This window comes from Streptomyces sp. NPDC093795, assembly GCF_044764665.1.
Taxonomy (GTDB): domain Bacteria; phylum Actinomycetota; class Actinomycetes; order Streptomycetales; family Streptomycetaceae; genus Streptomyces.
The window spans coordinates 267,701-283,492 of sequence record NZ_JBIWIO010000003.1; the positions used below are offsets into that span (position 1 = coordinate 267,701).

At 69.4% G+C, this 15,792-nt stretch carries 9 protein-coding genes; all 9 read left to right on the forward strand.

The genetic code is table 11. The features are described from left to right. Positions 1 to 67 precede the first annotated feature (67 nt). The 9 genes from ACIRB7_RS10100 to ACIRB7_RS10140 all read left to right on the forward strand — a co-directional run bounded on the left by ACIRB7_RS10100 (position 68) and on the right by ACIRB7_RS10140 (position 15,713). Entirely contained in the window at positions 68 to 1,027 is a 960-nt protein-coding gene (locus tag ACIRB7_RS10100; protein ID WP_403595094.1) for a carbohydrate ABC transporter permease, read from the forward strand. A gap of 16 nt (positions 1,028 to 1,043) precedes the next feature. Beyond that, positions 1,044 to 1,919 carry a carbohydrate ABC transporter permease gene (locus tag ACIRB7_RS10105; protein WP_403595097.1) on the forward strand — a complete coding sequence of 292 codons (876 nt, stop codon included), beginning with the start codon at positions 1,044 to 1,046 and terminating at the stop codon, positions 1,917 to 1,919. A gap of 119 nt (positions 1,920 to 2,038) precedes the next feature. Next, entirely contained in the window at positions 2,039 to 3,643 is a 1,605-nt protein-coding gene (locus tag ACIRB7_RS10110; RefSeq protein ID WP_403595100.1) for a glycoside hydrolase family 13 protein, read from the forward strand. 102 nt (positions 3,644 to 3,745) lie between these two features. Next, the gene (locus ACIRB7_RS10115; RefSeq protein ID WP_403595103.1) at positions 3,746 to 4,756 is read left to right on the forward strand and encodes a LacI family DNA-binding transcriptional regulator; all 1,011 of its coding nucleotides are present in this window, start codon (positions 3,746 to 3,748) and stop codon (positions 4,754 to 4,756) included. 385 nt (positions 4,757 to 5,141) lie between these two features. Continuing rightward, a complete protein-coding gene (locus ACIRB7_RS10120) occupies positions 5,142 to 8,516 on the forward strand; it encodes a CARDB domain-containing protein (protein WP_403595105.1) in 3,375 nt (1,124 codons plus the stop codon). Between the two features lie 123 nt (positions 8,517 to 8,639). Beyond that, entirely contained in the window at positions 8,640 to 12,926 is a 4,287-nt protein-coding gene (locus ACIRB7_RS10125) for a discoidin domain-containing protein (protein WP_403595108.1), read from the forward strand. 306 nt (positions 12,927 to 13,232) lie between these two features. Next, entirely contained in the window at positions 13,233 to 13,436 is a 204-nt protein-coding gene (locus ACIRB7_RS10130; RefSeq protein WP_065965692.1) for a cold-shock protein, read from the forward strand. Between the two features lie 367 nt (positions 13,437 to 13,803). Then, positions 13,804 to 14,133 carry a hypothetical protein gene (locus tag ACIRB7_RS10135; protein WP_403595112.1) on the forward strand — a complete coding sequence of 110 codons (330 nt, stop codon included), beginning with the start codon at positions 13,804 to 13,806 and terminating at the stop codon, positions 14,131 to 14,133. Positions 14,134 to 14,399: 266 nt separating this feature from the next. After that, on the forward strand, positions 14,400 to 15,713 hold the full coding sequence (locus tag ACIRB7_RS10140) for an MFS transporter (protein WP_403595115.1): 1,314 nt from the start codon (positions 14,400 to 14,402) through the stop codon (positions 15,711 to 15,713). The last annotated feature ends 79 nt before the right edge of the window (positions 15,714 to 15,792 follow it).

Sequence of the window (15,792 nt, forward strand, 5' to 3'; positions counted from 1 at the left end):
CGGGCTCTCGTGCCCGGCCCGCCCCGACCCGCCGGCAGACATGGCAGACCAGTACCAAGGAGCGACGATGCAGGCCCCCAGCCTGACCCCGAGCAAGGCGAGACCTCCCCGCCCCGCCGAGCCGCGAGAGGCGGCCCCCTCGGCACCCCGCGCGCCGTTCGGCAAGAGCCTGCGGCGCAACCTGACGGCCCATGGATTCCTCATCGGCGCGGTCCTCTGCTTCGCCGTGTTCTCCTGGTATCCGATGATCAGGGAGTTCTTCCTGGCCTTCCAGAAGACCGAGAGCGGACAGACGACCTGGGTCGGCCTGGACAACCTCGTCACGGTCTTCAACGACCCGGCCTTCTGGCAGGCCTGGCGCAACACGCTGCTGTTCACCCTGCTCGCCCTGGTCTTCGGCTTCGCGGTGCCGTTCGTCGTGGCGGTCGTCATCAACGAGTTCCACCACGGCCAGGGCTACCTCCGGCTCCTCGTCTACCTCCCGGTGATGCTGCCGCCGGTCGCCTCCGTCCTCCTCTTCAAGTACCTCTACGACCCGGGCTACGGGCTCCTCAACGAGCTGTTCGCCTTCCTGCACCTGCCCGAACAGCAGTGGCTCCAGGACCCGGACCTGTCGATGCTCTCCGTCGTCATCGCCTCCACCTGGATGAACATGGGCGGCGCCACCCTCATCTACCTCGCGGCCCTGCAGGGCATACCCGGGGAGCTGTACGAGGCGGCCGACCTGGACGGGGCCGGCCTGCTGCGGAAGATCTGGCACGTCACCATCCCGCAGACCCGCCTGATCCTGTCGCTGATGCTCCTCATGCAGGTCATCGCCACCATGCAGGTCTTCGTCGAGCCGTTCCTGCTCACCGGCGGCGCAGGCCCCGAGGGTTCGACCACGACCGTCGTCTACCTCATCTACCAGTACGCCTTCAACTTCAACAACTACGGTGCCGCGGCGGCGCTCGGCCTGCTCCTGCTCGTACTCCTGGCCGGATTCTCGGCTGCGTACGTGAAGCTCAGCCGCGCCGAGGACGAGTAGGACCGGGGAGACCAGCATGTCGACACGCACACTCATCTCACCGGCCACCCTCGCCAGGCCACGGGGCAAGGCCGTCTACTGGGCCGTCTTCGCCCTGGTGGTCGGCGGCTTCACCCTGGCGTTCCTCGGCCCGATGTACTGGCTGGTGTCCAGCGGGTTCAAGGACGCCCAGGAAGTCATCCAGACACCGCCGACCCTGGTGCCCGGAACCTTCACCCCGGAGAACTACACCCGGGCCTGGGAGGTCATGGACCTCGCCTCCCTCCTCTTCAACACCCTCTACTACGCGTTCGGCGCGCTCGCCTTCCAACTGGTCTTCGACGTGGCGGCCGCGTACTCGCTGTCCAAGCTGCGGCCGGTCCTCGGCAAGGTGATCCTCGGCATGATGCTGGCGACCCTGATGATCCCCGCCACGGTCCTCGTCGTACCCCAGTACCTCACGGTCCTGGACGTCCCGATCGTCGAGCGGAACCTGCTCAACACCCCGTGGGCGATCTGGCTCCCCGCGGTCACCAACGCCTTCAACATCTTCCTGCTCAAGCGCTTCTTCGACTCGATCCCGAAGGAGATCCTGGACGCCGCCTCCATGGACGGCGCGTCCCCCGTCCGGATCCTGTGGTCGATCGTGCTGCCCGTCTCGCGGCCGATCCTCGGTGTGGTGTCCATCTTCGCCGTCGTCGGCGTCTGGAAGGACTTCCTCTGGCCGATGCTCACCCTGCCCGACCCGTCGAAGCAGACCCTCAACGTCGGCATCTACTCCCTGTCCAACGGCGTGCCCGTCAACGTGCTGATCGCCGCGCTGACCATCGCCTCCGTGCCGACCCTGCTCATCTTCCTGATCTTCCAGCGCAACATCATGAGCGGCCTCACCGCCGGCGGGCTCAAGGGCTGACGCCCGCGCCGCCTCGATCCACCGCTCCACCACCAAGCCTTCGCCGCCGGCCCGTCCGAACGCCCCGCAGCTTCCGGGCCGGCGGCGAAGTACTCCTCCCTGCCCGAAAGGACCGTCACGTGGCAGCCCCTGACACCCCCCGCACCGACGACTGGTGGCGCGACGCCGTCATCTACCAGGTGTACCCGCGCAGCTTCGCCGACGGTGACGGCGACGGCACCGGGGACCTCATGGGCGTCAGAGCGAGACTGCCGTACCTCGCCGAACTCGGCGTCGACGCCCTCTGGTTCACGCCCTGGTACCTGTCGCCGATGGTCGACGGCGGCTACGACGTCGCCGACTACCGCACCGTCGACCCCGCCTTCGGCAATCTCGCCGACGCCGAGAAACTCATCGCCGAGGCCCGCGAGGCGGGCATCAGGGTCATCGTCGACATCGTCCCCAACCACGTCTCCGACCAGCACGTATGGTTCCGCGAGGCCCTGAGGGCAGGCCCCGGCAGCCCGGAGCGGGCCCGCTTCCACTTCCGGCCCGGCCGGGGGGAGAACGGCGAACTCCCGCCCAACGACTGGCCGTCGCAGTTCTCCGGGAACACCTGGACCCGCGTCCCGGACGGCGAGTGGTACCTCCACCTCTTCACCCCCGAGCAGCCCGACCTCGACTGGTCCCACCCCGACGTCCGCCGTGAACACGAGGACGTGCTCCGCTTCTGGTTCGAGCGTGGAGTCGCCGGCGTACGGATCGACTCGGCGGCCCTGCTCACCAAGGACCCCGGCCTCCGCGACTTCGTCGAGGGCGTCGACCCCCACCCGTACATCGACCAGGACGAGATCCACGACATCTACCGCTCCTGGCGCGCGATAGCCGACGAGTACGACGGCGTCTTCGTCGGAGAGGTCTGGCTCCCTGACTCCGAGCGCTTCGCCCGCTACCTCCGCCCCGACGAACTCCACACCGCCTTCAACTTCAACTTCCTCTCCTGCCCCTGGGACCCCGACCGCCTCCGCCGCACCATCGACGACACCCTCGCCGAACACGCCCCCGTCGGCGCCCCCGCCACCTGGGTCCTCTGCAACCACGACGTGACGCGCACCGCCACGCGCTACGGCCGCGCCGACACCGGCTTCGACTTCGCCACGAAGCGGTTCGGCACCCCCACCGACCTGGCGCTCGGCACCCGCCGCGCCCGCGCCGCCGCGCTCCTGACCCTGGCCCTGCCCGGCTCCGTCTACCTCTACCAGGGCGAGGAACTCGGCCTCCCCGAGGCGGACGTACCGCTCGACCGCATCCAGGACCCCATGCACTTCCGCTCCGGCGGCACCGATCCCGGCCGCGACGGCTGCCGTGTCCCGCTGCCCTGGGAGGCGGAGGCCGGGTCGTACGGCTTCGGCGCGGGCGACGAACCCTGGCTGCCGCAGCCCGAGGACTGGTCGTCGTACGCCGTCGACCGCCAGACCACCGACCCCGGCTCGATGCTCGCGCTCTACCGGGAAGCGCTGCTCCTGCGCAGGTCGGAGCCCGGTTTCGGCGACGGACCGATGGCCTGGCTTTCCGTGCCGGAGGGCGTCCTCGCCTTCGACCGCGGCCACGGCCTCCTCTGCGTCGTCAACCTCTCCGACGTGCCCGCCGTCCTCCCGCCGCACGAACGGCTGCTCCTGTCCAGCGGCCCGCTGGACTCCGAGGGCCTGCTGCCTCAGGACACGGCGGTGTGGCTCCGCGCCTGAGCACCCCACCGAACGGCCTCCGCGACGCGCTTTCGCCGGAATGTTGGCCGAAAGAGAGAACGGACGCAATCCGCTTGCGACGCTTGCGATAGTCTTGCGTTCATGACGCGACGACTTGCTCAAGTGGCGAAGAAGGTGGGGGTCAGCGAGGCAACGGTCAGCCGTGTCCTCAACGGCAAGCCCGGGGTGTCCGAGACGACCCGCCAGTCCGTACTCACGGCCCTCGACGTCCTGGGATACGAGCGGCCCACGCAGCTGCGAGGAGAGCGCGCCCGGCTCGTGGGCCTCGTGCTGCCGGAGTTGCAGAACCCCATCTTCCCGGCGTTCGCCGAGGTCATCGGCGGTGCGCTGGCGCAGCAGGGGCTGACCCCCGTGCTGTGCACCCAGACCAGGGGAGGTGTCTCCGAGGCGGACTACGTGGAGCTGCTGCTCCAGCAGCACGTCTCCGGTGTGATCTTCGCAGGCGGTCTCTTCGCGCAGGCCGACGCGCCGCACGACCACTACCACCTGTTGGCCGAGCGGAACATCCCGGTCGTCCTCGTGAACGCCTCGATCGAGGGACTCGACTTTCCTTGCGTCGCCTGCGACGACGCCGTCGCCGTCGAGCAGGCGTGGCGGCACCTCGCGTCCCTGGGCCACGAGCGGATCGGTCTGGTGCTCGGTCCCGGCGACCACATCCCGTCGCGTCGCAAGCTCGAGGCCGCGCAGGCGGCTGCGAAGGCCGCCGGCATGGAGTGGGACGAGGAGCTCGTGGAGCGCTCGATCTTCTCTCTGGAAGGAGGCCAGGCCGCGACCACGCGCCTCCTGGGGCGGGGTGTCACCGGCATCGTGTGCGGCAGCGACCCGCTCGCGCTCGGAGCGGTGCGGGCCGCCCGCCGTCGCGGACTCGTCGTCCCCACGGACGTGTCGGTCGTCGGATTCGACGACTCGGCCTTCATGACCTGCACGGAGCCGCCCCTGTCGACGGTGCGTCAGCCCATCGAGGCGATGGGCCGCGCGGCGGTCGATCTGTTGTGCGCCCAGATCCAGGGCGCGCAGTCGCACCCCGGCGAGCTGCTCTTCGAGCCGGAACTCGTCGTCCGCGGCTCCACGGCTCCGCCGCCGGCCCGCTGATCGGTCCCACGACCCTGGCTCGCGACCGACCGCCCCTCTCCCTGGCCTGACCCCGCGTCACCTCCACGGCACCGGTATCACCGCCGCCCCAGCGGCTCCGATACCGGTGCCGTCGGCGTTTCCCTCCGCCCTCTGCCGCGAACGTGACCGAACCGTTGACAAACTCGTCACGTGGTAGAAACCTGTCTGCCTGGCGACGCAAATGAGTCACAGATTCACTCAAGAATTTAGCTTAGCGCCGCCATTTCTCATTCAGAGCCTTCGTGGGCTCCGGCGCGTGTCCCCGTCCGCTCTGCCCCAGGTTCCCGCGTGCGCACGGCCCGCGGCCGGATCCGGGAGACGAGCACAGAGCATGCGCCGTGCCCCGTATCGCGGAAAGGTCACCATGAGAGGCACACATCCGAGCAGGCGGCTGGGGGCCGGTCTGCTGACAGCGGGCCTGCTGTCGGTCGGCCTGCTCCCCGTCCCCGCCCAGGCGGCGGGGGAGACGAATCTCGCGCTCGGCCGAGCGGCGACGGCCGGCGGGAGCCTCGGCGGCTACCCGGCGGCCCATGTCACCGACGGAAGCCAGCAGACCTACTGGGAGGGCCCGTTGGGGTCCTCCGGGTGGGTGCAGGTCGACCTCGGAGCCCGGGTCGCCCTGGACCGCGTCGCACTGAAGCTGCCCACGGGCTGGGAGGCGCGCTCCCAGTCCCTCACCGTCCTCGGCAGCGCGGACGGCAGCTCCTTCACCCCTCTCGCCGCCGCGCAGGCCCGTGCGTTCGACCCGTCAGCGGCGAACACGGTGAACATCGACCTTCCCACCGCCGAGGCCCGGTTCGTGCGGGTCCAGGTCGCCTCCAACACCGGCTGGAACGCTGCCCAGTTGTCGGAGCTGGAGATCTACGGGGACGAGGACGGGCCGGGGCCCGTCGACCCGCCCGTCGGGGGGACCAACCTGGCACGCGGCAAGCCCGTCGAGGCGACGTCCACGGCGCAGAACTACGTCGCGGCGAACGCCAACGACGACAACACCGGGACGTACTGGGAGTCGGCGGGCTTCCCGTCGAGCCTGACGGTGAAGCTCGGTGCCGACGCGGACGTCGAGGCCGTGGTCGTCAAGCTGAACCCCGACCAGGTCTGGGGACCGAGGACCCAGTCGCTCGAGGTCCAGGGGCGGCAGGGAGCGGCTTCCCAGTTCACCTCCCTCAAGGCTCGCGCCGACTACGCCTTCAGCCCGTCGTCCGGCCAGAACTCCGTCGTCATCCCGGTGACCGGCCGCTTCGCGGACCTGCGCCTGAACTTCTTCTCCAACTCCGGGGCCCCCGGCGCCCAGATCGCCGAGATCCAGGTCCTCGGCAAGGCCGCACCAGCCGCGGACTTCGTCGTCACGGACCTGACCTGGTCCCCCTCGACGCCGTCCGAATCGGACGCGGTGACGGTCAAGGCCACGGTCCGCAACGCCGGCACCGTCCCCGCCCCCGCGACGACGGTGAACGTGAGCGTCGAGGGCACGGTCGCCGGTTCCGCTCCGGTCGCCTCCCTCGCCGTCGGCGCGTCCGCGACGGTCGACGTGCCCATAGGGCGTCGCCCGATGGGCTCGTACACCCTCTCCGCCGTCGCCGACCCGACCGACACCGTCCCCGAACTGGACAACACCAACAACAGCCGGACCGCCGCGTCCAAGCTGACCGTCTCCCAGAGCCCCGGCGCGGACCTGCGCGTCACCGGCATCACCGCCAACCCGTCGGCGCCCGCCGTGGGCGCGCCCGTCTCCTTCACGGTCGCGGTGCACAACCGCGGCACCACCGGCGTCCCGGCCGGCACCATCACGCGCATGACCGTCGGCGGCACCACCCTCCAGGGCACGACCGGAGCCGTCGCCGCGGGCCAGACGGCCGACGTCGCGCTCACCGGCACCTGGACGGCCACGAGCGGCGGCGCCACCCTGACCGCCACGGCCGACGCCACCGGCACGGTCGCCGAGACCGACGAGAGCAACAACATCTTCGCCCGCTCCCTCGTCGTGGGCCGCGGCGCGGCCGTCCCGTACACCGAGTACGAGGCGGAGGACGCCCGCTACCAGGGGACCCTGCTCACCTCCGACGCCAAGCGGACCTTCGGCCACACCAACTTCGCGACCGAGTCCTCCGGCCGTAAGTCCGTGCGCCTCAACTCCACCGGTGAGTACGTGGAGTTCACCTCCACCAACGCCGCGAACTCGATCGTCGTACGCAACTCGATCCCCGACGCTCCGGCCGGCGGCGGAGCCGAGGCGACGATCAGCCTGTACGCGGACGACGTCTTCGTCCGGAAGCTGACCCTGTCCTCCAAGCACAGCTGGCTCTACGGCACCACCGACGACCCCGAAGGGCTCGTCAACCGGCCCGGCGGCGACGCCCGGCGCCTGTTCGACGAATCCAACGCCCTGCTGTCGAAGTCGTACCCGGCCGGCACGAAGTTCCGCCTCCAGCGCGACGCCGGTGACACGGCCGCCTACTACATCCTCGACCTGATCGACCTGGAGCAGGTCGCGCCTCCGGTGCCCCAGCCGGCCGGCTGCGTGTCGATCATCCAGTACGGCGCCGTGCCCAACGACGGCATCGACGACACCGACGCCATCCAGCGCGCGGTGACCGCCGACCAGAAGGGCGAGATCTCCTGCGTGTGGATCCCGGCGGGCCAGTGGCGCCAGGAGCAGAAGATCCTCACCGACGACCCGCTGAACCGGGGCATCTACAACACGGTCGGCATCCGTGACGTCACCATCCGCGGCGCCGGCATGTGGCACTCCCAGCTGTACACCCTCACCCCGCCGCACCAGGCGGGCGGCATCAACCACCCGCACGAGGGCAACTTCGGCTTCGACATCGACCACAACACCCAGATCTCCGACATCGCCATCTTCGGCTCGGGCACGATCCGCGGCAACAACGCCGACGAAGAGGGAGGCGTCGGCCTCAACGGGCGCTTCGGCAAGGGCACGAAGATCAGCAACGTCTGGATCGAGCACGCCAACGTCGGCGTCTGGGCCGGCCGCGACTACACCAACATCCCCGAGCTGTGGGGCCCCGGTGACGGGGTCGAGTTCAGCGGGATGCGGATCCGCAACACGTACGCCGACGGCATCAACTTCGCCAACGGCACCCGCAACTCCACCGTCTTCAACTCGTCCTTCCGCAACAACGGCGACGACGCGCTGGCCGTCTGGGCGAGCAAGTACGTCAAGGACACCTCGGTGGACATCGGCTCCAACAACCACTTCCGCAACAACACGATCCAGCTTCCGTGGCGTGCCAACGGCATCGCGATCTACGGCGGCTTCGGCAACACCATCGAGAACAACATCATCTCCGACACCATGAACTACCCGGGGATCATGCTGGCGACCGACCACGACCCGCTGCCCTTCTCCGGGCAGACCCTCATCACCAACAACGCCCTGCACCGCACCGGCGGCGCGTTCTGGAACGAGGACCAGGAGTTCGGTGCCATCACCCTGTTCGCACAGGGCCAGCCGATCCCCGGCGTCACGATCCGCGACACCGAGATCCTCGACTCGACGTACGACGGCATCCAGTTCAAGACGGGTGGCGGCGAGATGCCGAACGTGAAGATCACCAACGTGCGCATCGACAAGTCGGTCAACGGCTGCGGCATCCTCGCCATGGGCGGCGCCCGCGGCAGCGCGACCCTGTCCGGCGTGACCATCACCAACTCGGCGAAGGGCGACACCTGCGTCGAGCCGGGCTCGCAGTTCGTCCTCAACACGACCGGCTGACACCGGCGACACCGGTGCGGCGGCCCGGCGCCCGGGCCGCCGCACCGGTTGTGCCACTCCCACGGAATTCCTTCACCTGAGTCGCGGCGTGTCCCCGAACGCGCGACCGAAATGCGAGGACTGATGAGAACCCCCACCTGGAAGTCACGGTGCCTGAGCGCCGCGATAGCGACGAGCCTGCTGGCGCTGGGCGGTCCGATGATGACCGCCGACGCGGCGGGCGGCCCCAACATCGCCCTGGGCGACAGCGCGGCGGCGAGCACCTCCCACGCCGAGTACGGCGCGGCGAACGTCACCGACGGGAACCAGGGCACCTACTGGCAGAGCGCGGGCAGCGGCCTGCCGCAGTGGGTACAGGCCGACCTCGGGACGGCCGCCCGCGTGGACGAGGTCGTCCTGAAGCTGCCCGCCGGATGGGAGAGCCGGAACCAGACGCTGTCCGTCCAGGGCAGCGCCGACGGGACCAGCTTCACCACGCTGAAGAGCTCCGCGTCGTACGCCTTCGCCCCCGGCGCGGCCAACACCGTCACGGTCTCCTTCCCGGCGACCCGAGCCCGGTTCGTACGGATCGACATCACCGCGAACAGCGGCTGGCAGGCCGCCCAGCTCTCCGAGCTGGAGGTGCACTCGGCGGACGAGTCCTCCGTCAACCTCGCGGCCGGGAAGACCCTGACCGCGAGCAGCCACACCCAGGTCTACACGGCGGGCAACGCCAACGACGGCAACCGGGCCACCTACTGGGAGAGCACCAACAACGCCCTCCCGCAGTGGATCCAGGCCGACCTCGGTGCCTCCCGCGCCGTCAACCGCGTGGTCCTGAAGCTCCCCGCCGGCTGGGGCAGCCGCAGCCAGACCCTGAAACTCCAGGGCAGCACCAACGGCACCGACTTCACCGACCTGTCGGCCTCCCAGGCGTACGGCTTCACCGCCGCGAACGACAACACGGCGACGATCACCCTCGACGCGGCCACCACCCGCCACGTCCGGGTACTCGTCACCGCGAACACCTCCCAGCCCGCCGCCCAGCTCTCCGAACTGGAGATCTACGGGCCGCAGTCGGGCGACACCCAGGCACCGACCGCCCCGGCGAACCTCGCGTTCACCCAGCCGGCCACCGACCAGGTGCGACTCACCTGGACCGCCGCCACCGACAACACGGGCGTCACCGGCTACGACATCTACGCCAACGGCACCCTGCTGACCAGCGTCGCCGGAAACGTCACCACCTTCACCGACACCCGACCGGCGAACCAGACGGTGACCTACCGCGTCCGCGCCAAGGACGCGGCGGGCAACCAGTCGGCCGACAGCAACCCCGTCACCCGCGTCGGCGACGCCGGTGACACCCAGGCCCCGACCGTCCCGGCGAACCTCGCACTCACCGAGCCCGCCCCCGGCCAGATCAAGCTGACCTGGGCCGCCTCCTCGGACAACACCGGCGTGACCGGCTACGACGTGTACGCCGACAACACCCTCCGCGGCAGCGTCACGGGCGACGTCACCACCTACACCGACACGCAGCCCGCCTCCGCGACGGTCACCTACCGCGTCCGCGCCAAGGACGCCGCCGGCAACCAGTCGGCCGACAGCAACGCGGTGACCCGTAACGGCAGCGGCGGGACAGGATCCAACCTCGCCGTGGGCAAGCCGATCGACGCCTCCTCCACCGTGCACAGCTTCGTGGCGGCGAACGCCAACGACAACAGCACGAGCACCTACTGGGAGGGCGCGGGCGGCAGCTACCCGAACACCCTGACCGTCAGGCTGGGCTCCAACGCCGACGTCAACAGCCTCGCCCTCAAGCTCAACCCGGACTCGGCCTGGTCGACCCGCTCCCAGACCGTGGAGGTCCTCGGCCGGGAACAGAGCGGCACCGGCTTCACGAGCCTGGTCGCCGCGAAGAGCTACACCTTCGACCCGGCGGCCGGCAACACCGTCACCATCCCGGTCTCCGGCCGCGTGGCCGACGTGCGGCTGAAGTTCACCGCGAACTCCGGCTCCTCGGCGGGCCAGCTCGCCGAGTTCCAGGTCGTCGGAGTCCCGGCCCCCAACCCGGACCTCGTCGTCACCGGCCTGACCACCACGCCCGCGGCCCCCGTGGAGTCGGACGTCGTCACCGTCGCGGCGACCGTCCGCAACGACGGCCCGGCACCCGCACCCGCGCACACGGTCGCCCTGCGCCTGGGCGGCACCGAGGTCGCCACCGCGCAGGTCGGCGCCCTCGCGGCAGGTGCCCAGGCCACCGTCACCGCCTCCCTCGGAGCCCGCGACGCCGGCTCGTACGAACTGAGCGCGGTCGCCGACAAGGCGAACACGGTCGTCGAGCAGAACGAGACCAACAACACCTACACCCGCCCCACCCCCCTCGTCGTCAAGCCCGTCGCAAGCTCGGACCTGACCATCGGCTCGGTCACCACCACCCCGTCCAGCCCCAGCGCCGGTGACACCGTCGCCTTCAAGGTGCCGGTGAGGAACGAGGGAACCGAGGCGAGCGCCGCGGGCAGCCACGGTGTGACGCTTCACGTCATCGACGGCACCGGCACCACGGTCAAGACGTTGACGGGTGCTCACAACGGTGTCATCGCCCCCGGTGCCACGGCCGAGGTGACCGTCGGTCCCTGGACCGCGGCCAACGGCTCGTACACGGTGCGGACCGTGATCGCCGACGACGCGAACGAGCTGCCGGTCAAGCGCGCGAACAACACCTCCACCCAGCCGCTGTTCGTCGGGCGCGGCGCGAACATGCCGTACGACATGTACGAGGCGGAGGACGGCACGGCCGGCGGCGGAGCCACCGTCGCCGGGCCCAACCGCACGGTCGGCGACATCGCGGGCGAGGCGTCGGGCCGCAAGGCCGTGAACCTGGACGCGACGGGGGAGTACGTCGAGTTCACCACCCGCGCCGCGACCAACACCCTGGTCACCCGCTTCTCGATCCCGGACGCCCCCGGCGGCGGAGGCATCGACTCCACGATCAACGTCTACGTCGACGGTGTCCTGAAGAAGGCGATGCCGCTGACGTCGAAGTACGCGTGGCTGTACGGCTCGGAGACCGCACCCGGCAACTCCCCGGGCTCGGGAGCCCCCCGGCACATCTACGACGAGGCACACCTCCTCCTCGCCGAGACCGTCCCGGCGGGCAGCAGGATCCGCCTCCAGAAGGACGCCGCGAACACCTCCACGTACGCGATCGACTTCGTCAACCTGGAGCGCGTCGCGCCGGTCGCGAACCCCGACCCTGCCACGTACACCGTCCCGGCCGGCTTCACCCACCAGGACGTGCAGAACGCCCTGGACAGGGTCCGCATGGACACCACCGGCAAGCTCACCGGTGTCTACCTGCCGCCGGGCGACTACCAGACGTCGAGCAAGTTCCAGGTGTACGGCAAGCCCGTCAAGGTCGTCGGCGCGGGCCCCTGGTACACCACGTTCCACGCGCCTTCCACACAGGACAACACCGACGTCGGGTTCCGTGCCGAGGCGGCCGCCAAGGGCTCGCTCTTCAAGGGCTTCGCCTACTTCGGCAACTACACCTCGCGCATCGACGGACCGGGCAAGGTGTTCGACTTCGCCAACGTGTCGGACATCGTGATCGACGACATCTGGAACGAACACATGGTGTGCCTCTACTGGGGCGCCAACACCGACCGGATCACGATCAAGAACTCCCGCATCCGCAACATGTTCGCCGACGGCATCAACATGACGAACGGCTCGACGGACAACCACGTCACCAACAACGACGCCCGCGCCACGGGCGACGACAGCTTCGCCCTGTTCTCCGCGATCGACGCCGGCGGCGCCGACATGAAGAACAACGTCTACGAGAACCTCACCAGCACGCTGACCTGGCGGGCGGCGGGCGTGGCCGTCTACGGCGGCTACAGCAACACCTTCCGCAACATCCACATCGCCGACACCCTCGTCTACTCCGGCATCACCATCTCCTCCCTGGACTTCGGCTACCCGATGAACGGCTTCGGGACCGAACCCACGACCTTCGAGAACATCTCCGTCGTGCGGGCCGGCGGCCACTTCTGGGGCTCCCAGACCTTCCCCGGCATCTGGGTGTTCTCCGCCTCCAAGGTCTTCCAGGGCATCAGGGTCAACCACGTCGACATCGTCGACCCCACCTACAGCGGAATCATGTTCCAGACCAACTACGTCGGCGGCCAGCCCCAGTTCCCCATCAAGGACACCGTCTTCACGGACGTCTCGATCACGGGGGCCCGCAAGAGCGGAGACGCCTACGACGCGAAGTCCGGCTACGGCCTCTGGGCCAACGAGATGCCCGAGTCGGGGCAGGGCCCCGCGCTCGGCGAGGTCACCTTCAACTGCCTCCGCCTGAACGGCAACGCCGTCGACGTCCGCAACACCACCCCTCTCAAGATCAACATCAACCCCTGCTGACCCAGGGAACAGCCACCCCCTGAGCAAGACCGACGCCCGCCGTGGCTCCACGGCGGGCGCCGGTCACCAGCAACCACGACCGGCCGCCGGGACGACTCCACAGGTAGATCTTCTAGAAGCAGGCGTTTCCACTGGTGACGGGGTGTGCGGACGTGTAACGTCTGGGTTAGCTGTCGTGGTTCGGAAGTTCCCTGCACCCATGCCTTCGGCGTGGGTCTTTTGCTGTGCTGTGCCGCAGGAACCAGGGCGATCACCTCCGCCTTTCACATCGTGTGGAAGGCGTTCATCGACTGGAAGGCATGAGACATGGCTACGGGAACTGTGAAGTGGTTCAACGCGGAAAAGGGCTTCGGCTTCATCGCTCAGGACGGTGGCGGCCCGGACGTCTTCGCCCACTACTCGGCGATCAACTCCTCGGGCTTCCGTGAGCTCCAGGAGGGCCAGGCCGTGACGTTCGACGTCACCCAGGGCCAGAAGGGCCCCCAGGCGGAGAACATCAACCTCGCCTGACCCACTCCGCCCCGACGGGAGGAACCGCGCGTAAGGCGTTCGACTGCCTCGCGCGGTTCCGGCTGAGAGCCCGTCAGGCCGACTCGCCGCCCGCGCCTGGACGAGGCGGGCGGCGAGCGGCGCGGCGAGCGGCGCGGCCACGATTGGGGCCGGGCAGCCCGCCGCTCCAGGCCCGCGCACCGCGGCCCCAGCAGGCGGGACGCGGGCGGCGGCGCCTCGTCCGCTTGTGCGGATGCTGTCTCCTTCACGGATGATGAACCTGTAGGTCTGGGGCCCCGGCCGTGGCTCGGGCCGCTACAGAAGCGATCACGGTGCCGAGTGAAGGCGCCGATCGCCGGGCTCACCCAGTGAACGAAGCGTGATCAGCATGAGCAGTCCGCGCGAGAACCCACCGCAGTGGCAGCCCCCGCAGCCCCCCGCATCACCGGCAACGGGGACACCCCCACGTAAGAGGGCTCGCGTCTTCCTCTGGGTCTTCCTCGCCGTTCAGGTGCTCTTCCTGCTCTGGGTGATCCTGGGCGCCAGGTCCGGCGCGGGTATGCCGGACGACTGCGGGACGCTCGACCAGAAGATCTGCAACGACGCCGAGAGCGCCGGCACCGCGATCGGGGTGGGCCTGCTGATCTTCCTCTGGGCCGCTGTGGACGTCATCCTGGGTGTCTCGTACGCGATCTACCGCGTCGCGAAGCGGCCCTAGCCCACGCGAACAGCGGCAACTACTCCTGACCACCGCCTCTGGGTCCTTCGCGGCCTGATGCGGACCTCTGTCGGAGCCACCTCCCGCCTTCGACTTCTGAACACACCTGCCCTCGATAGGTAACGAAACCATCGCGTGGAGCGCGACACCTTCCGCTACTTACACGTGTCATCTACGCTCCTGCCGAACGCGTGCCCCAGCCGCGTCCCGCTTCTTCGGCACCGCCTTTCGAGGGGCCCCTCATGAGTCATTCACTTCCTGAAAACATGCCCAGCACCGTCACGGCCGATCAAGGGGGCGAGAACGCCGAGACGCCCGCCGTCTCCTCGGGCCTCGGTCGGCTCCACGTCATGCTGCCGGTCGCCAACGTCGCGCTGTATCTGCTCTGGTTCGGCGTGGGCAGCTTTCTGCTTCCCCTCCAGGTCGCGCAGATCACCGGCACCAACGACACCGCCGCCCTGTCCACCGCCAGCACCATCGGCGCCGTCCTCGCGACCGTCGGCAACCCCGTCTTCGGTCAGCTCTCGGACCGCACCCGCTCCAGGTTCGGCCGCCGTGCCCCGTGGATCCTGCTGTGTGCCCTGCTCGGAGCCCTCGCCCTGGTCGCACAGGCGCACGCGGCGAGCATCGCCCTGCTCGGACTGAGCTGGGGCGTGGTGCAGTTCATCATGAACGGCTATCAGGCTGCCCTGACCGCCACGATGCCCGACCGGGTACCGGCCGCCAGGTACGGCACCTTCTCCGCGCTGGTCGGGCTGGGCGTTCCGCTCGGCACGATCGTCGCCGCGCTGGTCATCGGCGGTGTACCCGGCGAGAGGTTCGGGTTCGAGGGCGTGATCGGCGGCTTCGACGGCCGGTTCGCCGGGGAGAACGGCTACTACCTGATCGCGGCGGTCGTCGTCGTCGCCGCCGTCGTGTTCGTGATCGTCTCCCCGGACCAGGACGCGCGTGCCCTGCCCCGGAAACGATTCTCCCTCAAGGAGTTCCTCGGCAACTTCTGGGTCAGTCCCAGGAGTTACCCCGACTTCGGCTGGGCGTTCCTGTCCCGGCTCGGGGTCATGCTCGGCTACTTCATCGTCCTCACGTACAACATGTTCCTGCTCGCCGAGTACATCGAGGTCCCGCCGCAGGACCTGTTGCCCACGGTGGGCTTCCTGATGATCGTCAACGCCGTGTGCACGGTGATCGCCTCCGTCCTGGTGGGGCCGATCGCCGACCGTGTCGGCCGGGTCAAGCCCTTCGTGCTCACGTCCGGCATCGCCGCCGCGCTCGCGCTTACCCTGCCGATGCTGTGGCCCACCGAGGGCGGCATGCTCGCGTACAACGTCGCCGCCGGCCTGGCCTTCGGGGTGTACATGGCCGTCGACATGGCCCTGATCACCAAGGTGCTGCCGCGCACCGAGGACGCCGGCAAGGACATGGGCGTCATCAACATCGCCAACGCCGGCCCGCAGATCCTGGCCCCCTCCATCGCCGGCTGGATCGTCGCCGCGGGCGGATACCAGGCCCTCTTCCCGGTCGCCGCCGTCGTCTCGCTCATCGGCGCGCTGGGCGTCCTGCGCGTCCGCGGCGTCCGGTGATCACCACCACGCAGCCAGGCCCGGCCGTACCGGCCACCGAGCAGGCCGCCGTCCGTCACTCTCGTACCGCCCCCCAGGG

Excerpts from the sequence above, each read along its gene's own strand:
- ACIRB7_RS10135 (WP_403595112.1), top strand. The coding sequence starts at position 13,804 with ATGAGCAGTCCGCGCGAGAACCCACCGCAGTGGCAGCCCCCGCAGCCC.
- ACIRB7_RS10100 (WP_403595094.1), top strand. The coding sequence starts at position 68 with ATGCAGGCCCCCAGCCTGACCCCGAGCAAGGCGAGACCTCCCCGCCCC.
- ACIRB7_RS10105 (WP_403595097.1), top strand. The coding sequence starts at position 1,044 with ATGTCGACACGCACACTCATCTCACCGGCCACCCTCGCCAGGCCACGG.
- ACIRB7_RS10125 (WP_403595108.1), top strand. The coding sequence starts at position 8,640 with ATGAGAACCCCCACCTGGAAGTCACGGTGCCTGAGCGCCGCGATAGCG.
- ACIRB7_RS10140 (WP_403595115.1), top strand. The coding sequence starts at position 14,400 with ATGCCCAGCACCGTCACGGCCGATCAAGGGGGCGAGAACGCCGAGACG.
- ACIRB7_RS10115 (WP_403595103.1), top strand. The coding sequence starts at position 3,746 with ATGACGCGACGACTTGCTCAAGTGGCGAAGAAGGTGGGGGTCAGCGAG.
- ACIRB7_RS10120 (WP_403595105.1), top strand. The coding sequence starts at position 5,142 with ATGAGAGGCACACATCCGAGCAGGCGGCTGGGGGCCGGTCTGCTGACA.
- ACIRB7_RS10130 (WP_065965692.1), top strand. The coding sequence starts at position 13,233 with ATGGCTACGGGAACTGTGAAGTGGTTCAACGCGGAAAAGGGCTTCGGC.